The following is a 14,856-nucleotide window of genomic DNA, read 5'->3' on the forward strand; positions in this document are numbered from 1 at the left end:
ATATATTTGACATTCTTCCAACGAATCCTTTTTTATATTTAAAAATCAGAAAACTTCTTTGTCTAATCTCAATTATAATGTAATTAAATTATACAACTAGCTTCACAATGCCCCAAATAATACTGTCTACTCCTCTTCTTGCCATGTCTAACGGAATATCTAAAAAATTAAACATTAATAATGCAATTATAATTAATTGACCATACCTTTCATACTTCATAAACTTAAAGTATTTCTCCTCTGGTAATAATGCTCCAATAATTTTAGCACCATCTAGTGGTGGAAATGGTATCAAATTAAACACGCCTAGCCCTATGTTGATTATATAAGTATAGTTAAGAAGATTGAATATGAACAAAATCACATCTCCACCATAACCTCCTGTGATTTTTAGAATTATTTCTATAACAAAAGCGCATATAAGAGCTATTAAAAAGTTCATCATAGGACCTGCTAATCCTACCAGTGCCATGCCCTTTCTTTTATCCTTATAGTAATACGGGTTTACTTGTACAGGTTTTGCCCATCCGAATCGAAAGAATAAAAGGCATAGTGTTCCTACTGGATCCAAATGTGCTAATGGATTTAGTGAAAGACGTCCCGTTACCTTTGGTGTTGGGTCTCCTAGTTTATAAGACACAAAACCATGGGCAAATTCATGAAGAGATACTGCAATAAGAATAGCCGGTATAAGATAAATTAGTTCTTTTATATTCATAATTACTTTGCTCCTTTTGAATTCCTATTTTACTACATAATGCTTCTTTATATAGTATATTATTATTTATTTGTTACATTTTCAATAAGTAACTTATTATGTTCACATATTAGTATTATTTTAAGTAGTGTGCATACTTTATATAATTAAAAAAGTCAGAAATAAAAATAGAAGAATATCGAGTATTCTTCCATTTTATAACCTATTCTTTTTCTTTTAAAAATGATTTCAAGACTTCAATTGATTTCTCTGAACTTGTTATCTTATTCTTAATTTCATTTACTTCCTGTGATTTATCTTTTAAAAGCTTTAACTTTTCTTCGTATTGCTTATCAAATTCAGATGCATTATATGTTACTCTGCCAGTTGTACCAATAGCAACTCCTATAATAATTCCTGTAATAATTACAAATGTTATGGACAACTTTCTAAATAATGATCCTTTGTTTTCCATTAACCTACACCTCCTAATAACACTTAGAGCATGGAGTTAACCCTTGTGATTCTGCTGATTCTCTGGTTATATATGTGGCATTGTTAGGATTTGTGTTACCACAGTTATTAATTCTATGATACTTCTTACCTGTAGCAGTTCTCCACACCATTACTCCTATGGGTTCTTGATTTGCTACTGAATTCCCATTGTTTCCACTATTTTGACTTGCAGTGTTAGCAGCTGCTACTTTTTCATCTTCTACTTTATCTATTCTTTCTTGTTCAGCCTTTGCTTTTGCCTCTGCTTCAGCTTTTGCAATTCTTTCAGCTTCTGCTTTCTCTAATCTTTCTTTCTCTGCTTTAGCTTCTTTTTCAACCTTTAAAATCTCTTCTTTTTTATTTTTAAGTTCAGTTTCTTTGCTAGCTAAGGTATTTAGATATACTTTACTTTCTTCTAATACCTTCTCTTGAGCATTAATTTTAGCAAGTATAACTTCATTTTTCTCATTTATTTTAGAAAACTCATATTTTGATATACTTCCCACAATTCCAAGACCAGAACCAATAAAAATACTAATTATAGCTAAAATTAAAACTTTTTTTATACTTACTGAGCTATCTTTAAACTTCAAAATTATCCCCCCATAATACCCATTCTGTTAAGTAATAAGTAGTATATTAAATATTAACCAATATTACAGATTTATTCTAACATCCAATTTAATTCATTTCAACCATATTATTATATCAAAGTTGACATATTCCAACATTAACCATTTATATATTTAATGAAAATATCAAGACTTTCAACAGTTCCTTGATTATATCGAAAAACATAAAAATAAAATGTTTTTACCTGAACAAGATGTTATAAGTAGCTTGTACTCCTCTAAATCTAAAACTGTAGAATCTATAGTTATCACTTAGGGATATCTATTTAGCTCTTTATAACATAAATCCTGAAAACTAATAAAAATTTCTTAGTTGCATGGCCTTGCTATCCTATACTATAATAGGTAATGAAATTAAGTTTTTCTTAGATTTGGTAATTTAAAAAAGATTGATTATTTTATCTAAATCTAATAAAACTAAATATAAACAGAAAGATTAAAGGGTGTTTGATTATGGAATTTCAAAAGTGTATAGAAACAAGAAGAAGTATTCGTAACTTTAATTCAAAAGAAGTAAGTAATGATATTATAGAGGAGATAGTAAACGCCGCTGCTTATGCTCCGTCTTGGAAAAATTCTCAAGTAACTCGTTACTATGCAATTAAAGACACTAAAGTAAAGGAAGCAATAATAGAAGCAATGCCTGACTTTAATAAACCTTCATGTAAAAGTGCTCCTGTTATTATAGTATCTAGTGTAGTTAAATTTAGATCTGGTTATACTCGTGATGGTGGCTTTGACTCTGCTAAGGGTGATGGTTGGCAAATGTATGATTGCGGATTATCTAACATGATTTTCTTATTAAAAGCTAAAGAACTAGGTCTAGGTACAGTTATTCTAGGTATCTTTGATGAAGCAAAGGTAACTGAAATTGTTGGAATCCCTGATACAGAAGAAATTGTTTCAGTTATTCCTATTGGATATTATGATGAAGAAGTAGCAATGCCAAAACGTAAATTTGCTGATACTATTTTAAAAGTAATAGAATAATTATAAAGGCTAACTCAAAATTCTGAGTTAGCCTTTTATTAAAATTATAAAATAATTAGTTTTAACTTGGATCAGGTATTCTACATAATCTTATTGGTCTGCTAGAACCATTATCTCCGCAACATACTTCCGTTACTCTTATTCTTACATCTTCTGTAACTCCTCTAATTTCTACTTCATAGGTATCTGGAATGTTACGGAAAATAACTTCCCTACATGAGCATGGCCCTACTGTTATACTAATAATGCATACTCTACATCTATCATTACATATATTTTTTCTGCGTATTTCTAATTCTACTGGGGTTCTAGAATTATTTCTTATATTAATAAATAAATTAGCTATTCTACATTCTCTTCTTACTCTACCAGTAGTTAAAGCAAATTTCCTTTTACAATTCATACACGCTATTATACAGTCTAGTTTACATTGAATTTCTCTATTTCTAGCTTCTAATCTACATATGGTCTCCTTAACATTTCTTTCTATAGCTCTAACTTCTCTTTTTATCTCTGCTAATCCATAACGTGGATTTGTAATAATATTATAAACATCTTCAATGTCTGGTTTTTTATGATGACCACTATCCAAAACATTCAATTCACGGTCATCGCTTTCTCCTTTAATCATGGATTCTTTTTGCTCCTCCACTGGTAAATCACCTTGGCTATCAGACATTATATCAGAAGAATTTGTTATATCCTTTACTTCAATGTTTTCTATGCTATCATTTTCTATTATATATTCCATACTATCACTTTCTCCTCTCATATATGTGAAGTATGACAGTGCTGATTTAATAACTAGAGGAAGAGTTTTATCATAGTGTCCAACATCTATATATATACTATTTCCCTCAATCTTAAATTCACTAGCTACTTCTATATTTATTTCACTATAACTTTGATAAGCATTAGATTTTACAACTGATAATTTACATTCTTTTATATTAACTTCTGCATTTTTATCTCTATCTAATTTAATGTTATCTATGCCTTCAAAAGTCATATTAATAATTTCTGAATTTGTTCCTTGCTGAAGTATAAATTTATAGTCTAGCTCCCCATTATTAAAATCGAAACATAAATCTATACCGTGATAAATTCCTTTATACCTTATTTTTGAATAAGTAGGTATATCTATAACTTCTTCATCGGGTACATCAAAATCAAAATAATTTTTCTTTTCTTCAACTTCACCTTCTCCTATGATTTCAACATCAGGCAATGAATTCTTAAGTAATATCTTAAAAAAATTAATAGTTTCGGTATTCTTAGTTTCCTTTGATTGTTCTTCATCGTAATTAAGTGTTGTTACACTATTAGTCTCTTTGAGCCCCATAATTATCTCATTTTTAAGAAACATTATAATATATCCATCATTAGTAACTGTATATTTTACATCTTTGTGATTCTGTCCATTATTAAATTCAAAGGGATAAATATTATTTGAATTTACTTTCTCATCCATATCATTTAACATTCTAAGACTCCTTCTTAATTCATTTAAAAGTTTATCATTATTAATGTATTCAAAAGGAATTTTATATGTGAAGCTAAATTCATGATTATGAGAAATTTTTATATTTATAATACTTCTAAAGTCTTAATTATAATTATTCAATTCTTTAATTATAGAAATAAATTGTTTGATATTAAATAATTCTATAATGTCAATGAACTTTTAATGCTTCAAAACTAATAATACCCTTTTTAGCTCCCTTATATTTCATTATTTTTCATTTTTGCATAAATATTGACAATATATTAATAGGATGTACAATATAAATAGAATGTTTACTTTATTTTTAAAATTTTATTATGATTGGGGGGAAATGTGTAGGTATGTCTCATTCTGATATAAGAACTGCTATAATATGTAAAAATTTATCTAAATTTAATGATGTATGTGAATATCTAAGATACAATTCTGATAATTATTTAGAATCCTCTATTCGTAAAACAAAAGCTATAGAAGAGATTCATAATACTTATCTATATCCTAAAGATAAAAAAGTTAGAAGACCTGCAATGAATATTTTATTAATAATTGCATTTATATGTTTTATATCTCCTTTTGCTTACACTTATTTTTTTGAAGGAGAAATTTTCTGGCCTACATTAGGACTAGGTGCAGGGTTATGTCTTGTTCCTCTGTTTATTTGTCTGTCATTTGCAAATCCAGATAAATATGCTTACTTTCATCTTGATGAAAATACAGAGGTTTTCATAAGGGGTAATATTTTAATAAAATTAAGTCCAAATGATTTAACTAGAACAGATTTTACTATTAATGTGAAATATATTGATTTAAAGAGTATTACTAAAATCAAATATAATACGTTTTCAAAACTTTACTCAATTACGGGTATTAATTATTGTTGTGATTTATCACCTAACTCTGCAAACGAAATAATAGATACCATAAATCCTAACTATTTCCAAAGATATTATAAGGAATTTCATATCTATGATACTTTTTATAATGGTGACTTTATTAATGAAATAACTGAAAAGTTCTCACTACCAGATATAGAGGAATATTGTGAATTCCCTGATAAAGAAAAAGAATCTCCAGAAGACTTCAGCTATCTTTCTATTGGCTTTTGGGGGTGTATTGGACTCTCTATCATCTTATTTTTTGAACTTTACTCTTCTGTAGGATTAATTCTTAAAACTCACTATTACTTTAATGACCTTATTTTAAATATATTATTTATATTAGTTATAATTGGACTTTTAACTTCCTTAAAAGCCTTAATCATTAGATTTAAAAAATGCAAATTAGAAATTTGCTGTTTTAGTTCAGAATTGCAATATTTAATAGGATTAACAATATCTTCATTAATATTATTTATAATAACAAAAATATTCTCTTCATCATATATAGAAAAATTTTCCTATGTAAGTTGTATTATAGTTATTGTTTTCGGGTTAATTTGCTTTTCTTATTACTATTTTGGTATAGGACATAAATTATCTCATTATAGGTTTTTAAGTTCTAATCTTGCACTTTATCTTATAGTTTTGTGTCTTATTTTAGGAGTTATAAAAGCAAATATTGAATTTGGGTTTATTCCCGGTTTATCTATTATAAATTTACTGGCTTTTTTTTATTCTTGTAGTAGATTAGGCAATATAATACGAAAATATTTGAATAGAGATAAGGTTGTTATACCACCTTATAAAAATTCCACTAATAAAACTAGAGGATTTTTGGAGTAATTTAACTATATAGGAGGGGATCTTATTGGTAAAAAAGTTTTATATACATAGTAACATAGATAATATAGGTGAATGGGTTATGGCACTAATATTAATGATACCTATAGAAGTGCTAGCGATGCTTGTATGTGTAAGTTTTATTAAGAATGAATATATAAAAGAAGGTATCCTTAATGACTTTTTAGAACCCATATTTATAGGTACTGCTGTTTTAAGTGCTACTGTTTTAATTTTGATTGCTATTATTATACTTATAGTTGGATTTAAGGTTTCCAAGCATGTACCTATAGATATATTTTATGGTCATTTATATGAACCTGCTGAAAGCTTAGTCTATGCTATTGATTACGATAAAAATATCTTATTCGCATATGAATATGAAGATTACAGCAAGAGCACAAAGTCACCTTCATTATTAAAAAAAATATTTGGTAACACTCTATTGAAAAAATTAACAAATGAAAAATCTAAGAGAAATCCTAAAACTTTAGATACATGTACAAAAATTAGCAATAATGGACCTACCTTAGTTATGAACTTTGAAATGCAAAATTTTTCAGTTGTAGAGAATAGAAGAGGTTATATTGTTCTAAAGACTGATGGAATAGAACATGGTGAAACAGAAAAAAAATCTAAACGTAAAACTTTTATTATAACATCTAAATATAAAAAATATAGAAGACTTAAAAAATTTATTTTAAAAAATGAGGTACAATAATGAGAAAAAAATTATTACTCTTCATTATAATTCTAATATCTGGAACAATAATTTATTATAATAAATATAGCAACATAATGGAATCATATACATTAGAAACTGAAAAAAAAATACATGATGCAATGGGTAAAAATTTACCCTATTATAATATAGATAAAGACTGTAACTATATTACATGCGAGTGGAAGCCTACTTCTAAGTCTGAAGATGATAAAAAATGGCTTAGCCATATAGATAACGCTTATCATGAATTTTACTTTATTTCTTCTACTACTAATAATAACCATATTCCAAAAAATACCACAAGTAGTAGATGGGACCTTTCTGAGCTTACTGAAAATGCTTTTAATGATTGTTATGAAAGTGGTAAAGCATTAAATAACTTTTTTGGAGAGGAAGTTATTAGATATGAAGATTTTTTACAATTTAAAAGTATATATGAAGAAAGTGAAAATCATGATGCTTATTTACGAAAATTAAGCCCTAACTACGAATCTATTTACACTATTATGATACATGGTTTATACCTAGATGAGGGCGAACTATCCTATACTATAGACCTTAGCATAAAACCTAGAAAATAGTACTTCTAATAACAATGAAAAAGAACTATAGNNCTATAGTTCTTTTTCATTGTTTGTGTGTTGTAATTTAAGGTTAACTGTCTACTGTAACATATTAAAGAGTGATAATGATTTAACATGTCGGGGATATCAATAGACAGGGGATAACTTTAATAACTCTACATTTTTCCTGCCTTTTCTACACATGCCTTCATAGCTTCAATGACACTGCTACGTAAACCTCTTTCTTCTAAAACTCTCACCGCTTCTATAGTCGTACCTCCTGGAGAACATACCATATCCTTTAATTCTCCTGGATGTTTACCTGTTTCCATTACCATCTTAGCACTACCATAAACTGCTTGAGCTGCAAACTTGTAAGCTTTATCCCTTGGCATGCCTTCCATTACCGCTGAATCTGCCATGGCTTCAATAAACATAAATACATAAGCCGGTGAACTTCCACTTACAGCCATAACTGCATCCATCATTCTTTCCTCTACAACTTCTGCTTTTCCAAAGCCACTTAAAATATTACATATATAATTTAATTCTTCTTCACTGACTAAAGCATTTTTACACACTCCAGTGATTCCTTCTCCTACAAGAGCTGGCGTATTTGGCATAGTTCTAACTATCTTCACAGCTCTTCCAAATTGACCTTGTAATTTTTCAAGACTTTGACCTGGTGCTATAGTTACTATGATAGTTTCATCCTTAATCACAGATGAAATTTCTTTAATTACATTATCATAATATTGAGGCTTTATAGATAAAACTATCACATGACTATTCATTGCTACTTCTTTATTATCAGCAGTAATATTTATACCTAGCTCCTTATTTGTGTTAGCTAATCCTTCAGCATATGAATCAGAAGCTATAATTTCCTCTGCACTAAGAATCTTAGATGAAATAATTCCTCCGATCATAGCTTTTGCCATATTTCCACAACCAATAAATCCTAACTTCATTCCCATTTTAAAGACCCCTTTATATTTATATTTTTATAATATGCTCCACCTGGCATTCACTCGGTGGAGTAACTTCCACTAACCAAATCATAGATTTGGAGTGTCAGTTAAATCGCTGTTCTGTTCTGTTTATTATTTCGTCCTGAAGTTCTTTGCTTAGATTTCTGAAGTGGTCACTGTAACCTGCAACTCTTACTATTAAATCCTTATAATCTTCAGGATATTTTTGAGCTTCTATTAAAGTTTCTCTATCAATTACATTGAATTGAATATGATGGCCATCCATATTGAAATAAGCTCTTACTAAGTTAGCCATGTGGTCTAGTCCTTCTTCTCCTGCTACTACACTTGGGGTGAATTTTTGATTTAGAAGAGTTCCTCCAGTTCTTAGATGATCCATCTTAGAGGCTGATTTTATAACCGCCGTTGGTCCATTAGTATCTGCTCCCTTTTCAGGTGATATCCCTTCTGATACTGGTTTATGAGCAAGACGACCATTTGGACTAGCTATCATCACTTCTCCAAAGTAAACATGGCAAGTAGTCGGTAGCATATTGATTCTATAACATCCGCCTTTAACATTTGGTCTACCAGTTATTATTTTATTATACGCATCAAATACTGATGTCATGATTTCATCAGCATAATCATCGTCATTACCGTACTTTGGAGTTTTATTTCTAACTAGATTTGCAATTATCTCATTGCCTTTAAAGTTATTTTCTATGGCTTCTATCAATTTTTCCATGGTAAATTTCTTTTTATCATAGACATTATATTTTATAGCAGCTAGAGAATCAGTAATAGTTCCTATACCAACCCCTTGTATATAGTTAGTATTGTAACGAGCTCCCCCTGCATTGTAGTCTTTTCCTTTTCTTATGCAATCATTAGTTATAATTGAAAGAAAAGGTGCAGGCATATAATCTGCATATATTTTTTCAATGATATTACTTCCTTCTATTTTTATATCTGCAAAATACTCTATTTGTCTTTTATAAGCACTAAATAACTCTTCATAGTTTTTAAATTCCTTAGCATATCCTAATTCTAATCCTAGTTGCTTACCACTTACTTTATCATATCCATTAAATAATGTTAATTCTAATATCTTCGGTAGGTTAAAGTATCCTGTTAAAATATAGGCTTCATTTCCAAATGCTCCAGTTTCAACACATCCACTAGTACCACCTCTTCTTGCATCCTCTATGGATTTACCTGCATTAAGAAGTTCTTGTACAATGGCCTCTGTATTATAAAAGGCAGGTTGACCCCATCCCTCTCTAGAGATTTCACAAGCTCTTTTCAGGAATCTCTTAGGGGTTTTTTTACTGATTTGTACATTTGAGCTTGGCTGAAGCAGCTGCATTTCATCCATGCAATCTAGGATTAAATAGCTTATATCATTTACTCCATCTTGTCCTTCAGGTGTAATTCCACCAGTGTTAATGTTAGCAAAGTCAGTGTAGGTACCACTTTCCTTTAAGGTTACTCCTACCTTTGGAGGTGATGGTTGATTATTAAACTTAATCCATAGACATTCCAAAAGTTCCTTAGCCTTATCTTCATCTAAAATACCTTCCTCTGCATCTCTTTCATAGAAAGGATTTAAGTGTTGATCAAGTCTTCCTGGACTATATGCATCCCAAGGATTTAATTCTGTAGTTACTCCTAAATGAACAAACCAATACATCTGTATTGCCTGCCAGTAAGTCCTTGGAGCATGGGCTGGTACTACTTCACAGTTCGCTGCAATTTGAAGTAGCTCCTTTTTTCTTTTCTCATCTATTTCTTTGCTAGCTAGATCTCTAGCATATTTAGCATATCTCTCCCCTAGAATCATAATAGCATCACAGCTAATACTCATAGCATTTAGTTGCTCTCTTTTTGAAAATGCTTCTTTGTCATTTAAAAAATCCAATTTACATATAGCTTCCTTAATTTCATTTTTATAATCTAAGAATCCTTTTTTGTATATATTTTCAGAGCCTACTGTATGCCCTGGACCTCTTTGCTCCATGAACTCAGTAAAAATTCCACTTTCATAACACGACTTCCACTTATCACTCATGGCATTTATAATTTTATTTCTAATAGATCTTTTTTCCCAGTAAGGAATAATTTCTTCTTCCTGAGTTTTTAAATCCTCTTCATTTACTTTAAAGCAAATTAATTCTCTATCATTCATTATGTGCATATCTTCAAGGGTATGACAACATAGTTCTGGAAATGTTGGAGCTGCCTGTTGTCCATCTCCTTTTTCTCCAACTATAAGTTCCCCATCATTAATGCATAAAGTTTTGTTCTCCATAAAATACTTAAATGCTAAAGCTCTCATTTCTGGAATTGATACAGAACCTTCATACTTCTTATAGGCCTCAGTCATTAGCTTAGCTCTCTCCATATATATATGAGGAACAGTGTTTACACTTTGAGTCCTTAATTTTTTTATTCTTTCATTCATGCCTCTTTCCATGAATTAACCTCCTATTTTTATATTTATAAATCCAGCCTTTTCAAATTTTCCCTTTATAATCTCCAATCTTTCTTTACTAGGCGCTTCAAAGTTAACTCCTTCATAGACCTTTTGAAGTCTTTCATATTTGCTCTTCCCTGTATTATGATAAGGAAGTAAATTTATCTTATGTACATTTATATTATTCTTTAAAAATTTTATTAATTCTTCTATAGATTCATCATCTGCATTAACCCCTTCTACCAAGGGTATCCTTATATTGATATTTGCTCCAGCTTCACTTAACTTTTTTAAGTTTTCAAGAATAAGATTATTAGACTTTCCTATATATTTTATATGCTTTTCATTATCCATAAGTTTTATATCATATAAAAAAGTATCTACATACTTAAGTATTCTATTATAATTTTCATAGGGAGCTTGACCACAAGTATCAATGGCAATGTTATATCCCTTTTTCTTCAACTTTTTTAATAATTCTTCTATATAGTCCATGTTTTGAGTCATAACCTCTCCGCCAGATAATGTAATTCCTCCACTTGATTCCTCATAAAACATTCTATCTTTTTCTGCTTCCTTAACAAGCTGTGCTACTGTATATTCTTTCCCCACAATTTCACGAGCATTATTTACACAATAGTCAATACATTCCTTACAAAGATCACAGTTGATTTTATCTGTAACAACGCATTTTTCTTCCTTTGAAATTGCCCTTTGAGGACAACTATCTATACATGCCATACACCCTGTACATTTTTCTTCATTGTACATAAGTTCTTCACTATAATTTTGACTTTCTGGATTATGACACCATAGACAAGATAGTGGACATCCCTTGAAAAAAATGGTGGTACGAATTCCATTCCCATCATGGATAGAATACTTTTGAATATTAATAATCTTTGGCAAGTTCAACATATCACCTCAACTCACATTGATAAATAAAATTTATACTCTTAAAAATAAATTCATATATATGAATTTATTCAATTATATTTTCACTTTAATTATAAAATTTATTATATCCAATGTCAAATAATATATTTTCATAAATATGTTGTAAATCTATAAAACTTCATACATTTTTTTATTCTTACTATATCTTTAATTTGATAGACTAACTTTAATCAATTACTGCGTCAACCGTTGTAGCACATAATTCTTCACATGACTGTGTAAAAGTTTGCATTTGCATAGAATTCTATATATAATGATATTTATACCTTATTATTTGTTTGAATAGTAATTATTATATACATATAGTGATTTTGGAGGAATTTTAATGTCAAAGGAAAAAAAGATTGAAAAAGCAAATGCAAAAGCAAGAAAAAGATTAGAAAATGCCATGAATAATATTTATGTAAAGTTCACTTTATTTAAGGAAGTTCATGAAACTGCATATAAATTAAACCCTGAATATAAGTACTTCTGGGATAAACATCCTGCCGAAACTAAGCAAGATATACTAAAAAATCAAAAACCTATGGATATGAATCTAAGCAAAGGCAGAATTCCAGAAATGCAGTTCGGCTTTGGAACCTTAGGCTTTGGCTATGGAGTAAAGAGATTATTCTCTAGTGAAAGGTTATCTTCAGAAGAAAAAATAGAAATTTCTGTTACTTGTGAAAAGTTTACTAAAACTGTAAGAGCAGTAAATGAAACTCTTTGGAGAAAACCACCAAAAACTTTATAATTAGTTATAGAAAAAGTGTGCAAAATCATATGATTGTGCACACTTTTGTTATATTTAATTTATTTTTATTATCTTAATTTATACACCCTTTTATTACTATCAACATCTTCCATGATTAGATTTTTATTCATCATAAATTCTATTAAAGTTCTTGTAAATTCTTTTTTGTCAGTGACTACAGCTTTTTTTCTGCTATAGAATTGGGAAGCTGTAACACCTAAAACTTCTTGCTCTATTTCCGATTTTGTAATGAACTTTTGTGTTTTTAACTTCTTAATTACTTTTTGGGCACCCTTGCTATATAAGATTTGTAAAAGATCCTTCTGTTGTGCACCTGATTTTTTTAGTCCCCATGCATATATAATAGCAGTAGCTACTGCAAATAATAAAATACCTATAATTGTTTGAATTCTAATTGGCATTATTTATTCTCCTTCCCTAGGTAAAGAATAAATTTATTCTCGTGAAGAATTTGAAAAAATTTTACTAAACGGTTTAGTAAAGGCTCTGCTTCTTTACCAAAGTGTTTCTTTACCTCTTCCGAAATACCAAAAATTGTATTCATTCCATCGATATAATTCCATATGAAAGTTCCATAGGCATCTAGCTCTATATGGCTAACTTTAGGTTTGTGGAAGAATTTTTGAGCAATTCTATTATGAAGTCCTTTATTAGGTATATCTACTACTACTAGTTTTTTTTCATTTAAAGACCAAGTGTATTCTTCATTTTTCTTTGGAATGTAATCTAAATAATTTTCCTTCTGTGCACTTTTTTCTTTATTTAACATGACTATTCACTTCCTATTAAATAATATCCGGCCTAGGTTTTCCCTAGGTCGGATAACTTATTTTTTATTTTAATAGACTATTGCAAGAAATAATTTCTATTTTCTAATCTTATTTTTAGATGCACTGAATTTGAATATTGTGAATATTAAGAACAAAAAGAAGATTAAACCTCCAATATTGCCTAAACTTATAGTTTCTGAAATATTAATTACATCACCAAGAGTAGATGCTCCAATTGGGATAATTGCAAATACTGCAAGTAAAATACCTACTAATCCTTCACCAGCAATTAAACCTGAGGTGTATAAAATACCATTCTCAACAACTTGACCTCTTTCTTCTTCTGAAACATTTTTCTTCTTATCAAAGTATAATCTTACTAATCCACCAGCCATAATTGGTGTACTTAAGTGAATTGGTAAATAAAGTCCTACAGCAAATGGTAATACTGGAATTCCTAGTATCTCAATTACAATTGCAATACCTGCACCTGCAAATACTAGTGCCCAAGGAAGATTTCCTTCCATTACACCTTCTACTACCATCTTCATTAATGTTGCCTGTGGCGCTGGTAATTCTGTAGAACCATAACCCCATGCCTTATTTAATAGGTATAACACTCCACCTATAGCTATGGCAGATACTAGCACTCCAATTAACTCGCCGATTTGTTGTTTTTTAGGTGTTGCACCAATGATATAACCAGTTTTTAAATCCTGTGATGTATCACCAGCAATAGCTGCTATAATACATATAATTGAACCAATTGCGATTGCAGCAGTCATACCCTCTTGTCCAATAGTTCCTGTAGCTTTTAAAATAATTGTTGCAAACAATAATGTTCCAATTGCCATTCCTGATACTGGGTTATTACTACTTCCTACTAATCCTACCATTCTAGAAGATACTGTAGCAAAGAAGAATCCAAATACTACAATTATAATTGCACCAACTAGATTTACAGGAATTACAGGTACTAGCCACATTAATATAATAATTATTAAGCAAGCTGCTAAAATACCTTTCATAGGTAAATCTTGTTCTGTTCTAAGGTCACTAATAGTGTTACTTCTACCGTAGCTCTTCATCGCTTGCCTAAATGTTTTCACAATTAATGGTAGTGACTTCACTAAGCTTAAAATACCACCCATTGCAACAGCACCTGCACCGATGTAACGGATATATTTACTCCAAATTGTAAAAGAATCCATAGCGCTTATAGGATCTGCACCTGGGTATATAACTGCATCTCCGCCAAATAAACTAATTAATGGCATTAATACAAACCAAGCAACTATTCCACCAGATAACATGTATGCAGATATCTTAGGTCCACATATATAACCTACTCCTGCTAGTGCTGGAAGTACGTCTATACCTACTCCAGATCCCTTATAGCCTGTAAGTTCATAATGTACTTCACTTGGAAATAACTTTAATCCATCAGCAATAAATTTGTATAATGCAGCTATTCCAAGACCTGCAAACACTGTAGAAGATTTTGCTCCTCCCTGTTCACCAGCAAGTAAAACTTCTGCACAAGCAGTTCCTTCTGGATATGGAAGCACTCCATGTTCTTCAACAATAAGAGCTTTACGAAGT

Annotated in this window: 15 protein-coding genes; 5 read left to right on the forward strand and 10 right to left on the reverse strand. The window is 29.9% G+C overall.

Annotated elements, in window-relative coordinates; all coding sequences use genetic code 11:
* Positions 1 to 88: 88 nt before the first annotated feature.
* From B2P65_RS05340 to B2P65_RS05350, 3 genes are all read right to left on the reverse strand, one after another.
* Positions 89 to 718 carry a site-2 protease family protein gene (locus B2P65_RS05340; RefSeq protein WP_346879724.1) on the reverse strand — a complete coding sequence of 210 codons (630 nt, stop codon included), beginning with the start codon at positions 716 to 718 and terminating at the stop codon, positions 89 to 91.
* A 202-nt stretch (positions 719 to 920) separates the two neighbouring features.
* Positions 921 to 1,172 carry a hypothetical protein gene (locus B2P65_RS05345; protein WP_346849073.1) on the reverse strand — a complete coding sequence of 84 codons (252 nt, stop codon included), beginning with the start codon at positions 1,170 to 1,172 and terminating at the stop codon, positions 921 to 923.
* Between the two features lie 13 nt (positions 1,173 to 1,185).
* Entirely contained in the window at positions 1,186 to 1,785 is a 600-nt protein-coding gene (locus B2P65_RS05350; protein ID WP_346879725.1) for a hypothetical protein, read from the reverse strand.
* 492 nt (positions 1,786 to 2,277) lie between these two features.
* Here B2P65_RS05350 and B2P65_RS05355 point away from each other — a divergent pair, with 492 nt between their 5' ends.
* Entirely contained in the window at positions 2,278 to 2,814 is a 537-nt protein-coding gene (locus B2P65_RS05355; RefSeq protein WP_346877952.1) for a nitroreductase family protein, read from the forward strand.
* 61 nt (positions 2,815 to 2,875) lie between these two features.
* Here the strand turns inward: B2P65_RS05355 and B2P65_RS05360 are convergent, their stop codons facing one another.
* Entirely contained in the window at positions 2,876 to 4,297 is a 1,422-nt protein-coding gene (locus B2P65_RS05360) for a hypothetical protein (protein WP_346879726.1), read from the reverse strand.
* 362 nt (positions 4,298 to 4,659) lie between these two features.
* On the opposite strand from B2P65_RS05360, the gene B2P65_RS05365 reads away from it, so the two are divergent.
* Genes B2P65_RS05365 through B2P65_RS05375 form a run of 3 tightly spaced genes read left to right on the forward strand, consistent with a single transcriptional unit; the run spans position 4,660 to position 7,341 of the window.
* Positions 4,660 to 6,039 carry a hypothetical protein gene (locus B2P65_RS05365; RefSeq protein ID WP_346879727.1) on the forward strand — a complete coding sequence of 460 codons (1,380 nt, stop codon included), beginning with the start codon at positions 4,660 to 4,662 and terminating at the stop codon, positions 6,037 to 6,039.
* A gap of 25 nt (positions 6,040 to 6,064) precedes the next feature.
* Complete coding sequence (locus tag B2P65_RS05370) at positions 6,065 to 6,757, forward strand: hypothetical protein (RefSeq protein WP_346849078.1); 693 nt, start codon at positions 6,065 to 6,067, stop codon at positions 6,755 to 6,757.
* On the forward strand, positions 6,757 to 7,341 hold the full coding sequence (locus B2P65_RS05375) for a hypothetical protein (protein ID WP_346879728.1): 585 nt from the start codon (positions 6,757 to 6,759) through the stop codon (positions 7,339 to 7,341). Before B2P65_RS05370 ends, B2P65_RS05375 begins: the two co-directional genes overlap by 1 nt.
* A 158-nt stretch (positions 7,342 to 7,499) precedes the next feature.
* Here the strand turns inward: B2P65_RS05375 and proC are convergent, their stop codons facing one another.
* From proC to B2P65_RS05390, 3 genes are all read right to left on the reverse strand, one after another.
* Positions 7,500 to 8,300 carry a pyrroline-5-carboxylate reductase gene (gene proC, locus B2P65_RS05380; protein WP_346879729.1) on the reverse strand — a complete coding sequence of 267 codons (801 nt, stop codon included), beginning with the start codon at positions 8,298 to 8,300 and terminating at the stop codon, positions 7,500 to 7,502.
* Positions 8,301 to 8,397: 97 nt separating this feature from the next.
* Positions 8,398 to 10,770 carry a trans-4-hydroxy-L-proline dehydratase gene (gene hypD, locus B2P65_RS05385; RefSeq protein WP_346879730.1) on the reverse strand — a complete coding sequence of 791 codons (2,373 nt, stop codon included), beginning with the start codon at positions 10,768 to 10,770 and terminating at the stop codon, positions 8,398 to 8,400.
* A gap of 3 nt (positions 10,771 to 10,773) precedes the next feature.
* Complete coding sequence (locus tag B2P65_RS05390) at positions 10,774 to 11,685, reverse strand: trans-4-hydroxy-L-proline dehydratase activase (RefSeq protein WP_349678900.1); 912 nt, start codon at positions 11,683 to 11,685, stop codon at positions 10,774 to 10,776.
* A 367-nt stretch (positions 11,686 to 12,052) separates the two neighbouring features.
* Here B2P65_RS05390 and B2P65_RS05395 point away from each other — a divergent pair, with 367 nt between their 5' ends.
* On the forward strand, positions 12,053 to 12,463 hold the full coding sequence (locus B2P65_RS05395; protein WP_346849082.1) for a hypothetical protein: 411 nt from the start codon (positions 12,053 to 12,055) through the stop codon (positions 12,461 to 12,463).
* Between the two features lie 68 nt (positions 12,464 to 12,531).
* Here the strand turns inward: B2P65_RS05395 and B2P65_RS05400 are convergent, their stop codons facing one another.
* The 3 genes from B2P65_RS05400 to B2P65_RS05410 form a co-directional block, all read right to left on the reverse strand.
* Positions 12,532 to 12,885: a hypothetical protein gene (locus B2P65_RS05400; RefSeq protein ID WP_346877958.1), complete on the reverse strand. Its 354-nt coding sequence runs from the start codon at positions 12,883 to 12,885 to the stop codon at positions 12,532 to 12,534.
* Entirely contained in the window at positions 12,885 to 13,253 is a 369-nt protein-coding gene (locus B2P65_RS05405; protein ID WP_346879732.1) for a PqqD family protein, read from the reverse strand. Before B2P65_RS05405 ends, B2P65_RS05400 begins: the two co-directional genes overlap by 1 nt.
* Positions 13,254 to 13,349: 96 nt before the next feature.
* On the reverse strand, positions 13,350 to 14,856 hold a 1,507-nt coding region (locus tag B2P65_RS05410; protein ID WP_346879733.1), incomplete at its 5' end, for an OPT family oligopeptide transporter.

Source organism: Clostridium sp. UBA3061 (assembly GCF_002367465.1).
In the GTDB taxonomy this organism is placed as follows: domain Bacteria; phylum Bacillota; class Clostridia; order Clostridiales; family Clostridiaceae; genus Clostridium_J; species Clostridium_J sulfidigenes.

What these genes read in the sequence shown, in the direction of transcription:
- B2P65_RS05340 (WP_346879724.1), bottom strand. Translation starts at nt 718, where the DNA reads ATGAATATAAAAGAACTAATTTATCTTATACCGGCTATTCTTATTGCA.
- B2P65_RS05345 (WP_346849073.1), bottom strand. Translation starts at nt 1,172, where the DNA reads ATGGAAAACAAAGGATCATTATTTAGAAAGTTGTCCATAACATTTGTA.
- B2P65_RS05355 (WP_346877952.1), top strand. Translation starts at nt 2,278, where the DNA reads ATGGAATTTCAAAAGTGTATAGAAACAAGAAGAAGTATTCGTAACTTT.
- B2P65_RS05360 (WP_346879726.1), bottom strand. Translation starts at nt 4,297, where the DNA reads ATGTTAAATGATATGGATGAGAAAGTAAATTCAAATAATATTTATCCC.
- B2P65_RS05365 (WP_346879727.1), top strand. Translation starts at nt 4,660, where the DNA reads ATGTCTCATTCTGATATAAGAACTGCTATAATATGTAAAAATTTATCT.
- B2P65_RS05375 (WP_346879728.1), top strand. Translation starts at nt 6,757, where the DNA reads ATGAGAAAAAAATTATTACTCTTCATTATAATTCTAATATCTGGAACA.
- proC (WP_346879729.1), bottom strand. Translation starts at nt 8,300, where the DNA reads ATGGGAATGAAGTTAGGATTTATTGGTTGTGGAAATATGGCAAAAGCT.
- hypD (WP_346879730.1), bottom strand. Translation starts at nt 10,770, where the DNA reads ATGGAAAGAGGCATGAATGAAAGAATAAAAAAATTAAGGACTCAAAGT.
- B2P65_RS05395 (WP_346849082.1), top strand. Translation starts at nt 12,053, where the DNA reads ATGTCAAAGGAAAAAAAGATTGAAAAAGCAAATGCAAAAGCAAGAAAA.
- B2P65_RS05400 (WP_346877958.1), bottom strand. Translation starts at nt 12,885, where the DNA reads ATGCCAATTAGAATTCAAACAATTATAGGTATTTTATTATTTGCAGTA.
- B2P65_RS05405 (WP_346879732.1), bottom strand. Translation starts at nt 13,253, where the DNA reads ATGTTAAATAAAGAAAAAAGTGCACAGAAGGAAAATTATTTAGATTAC.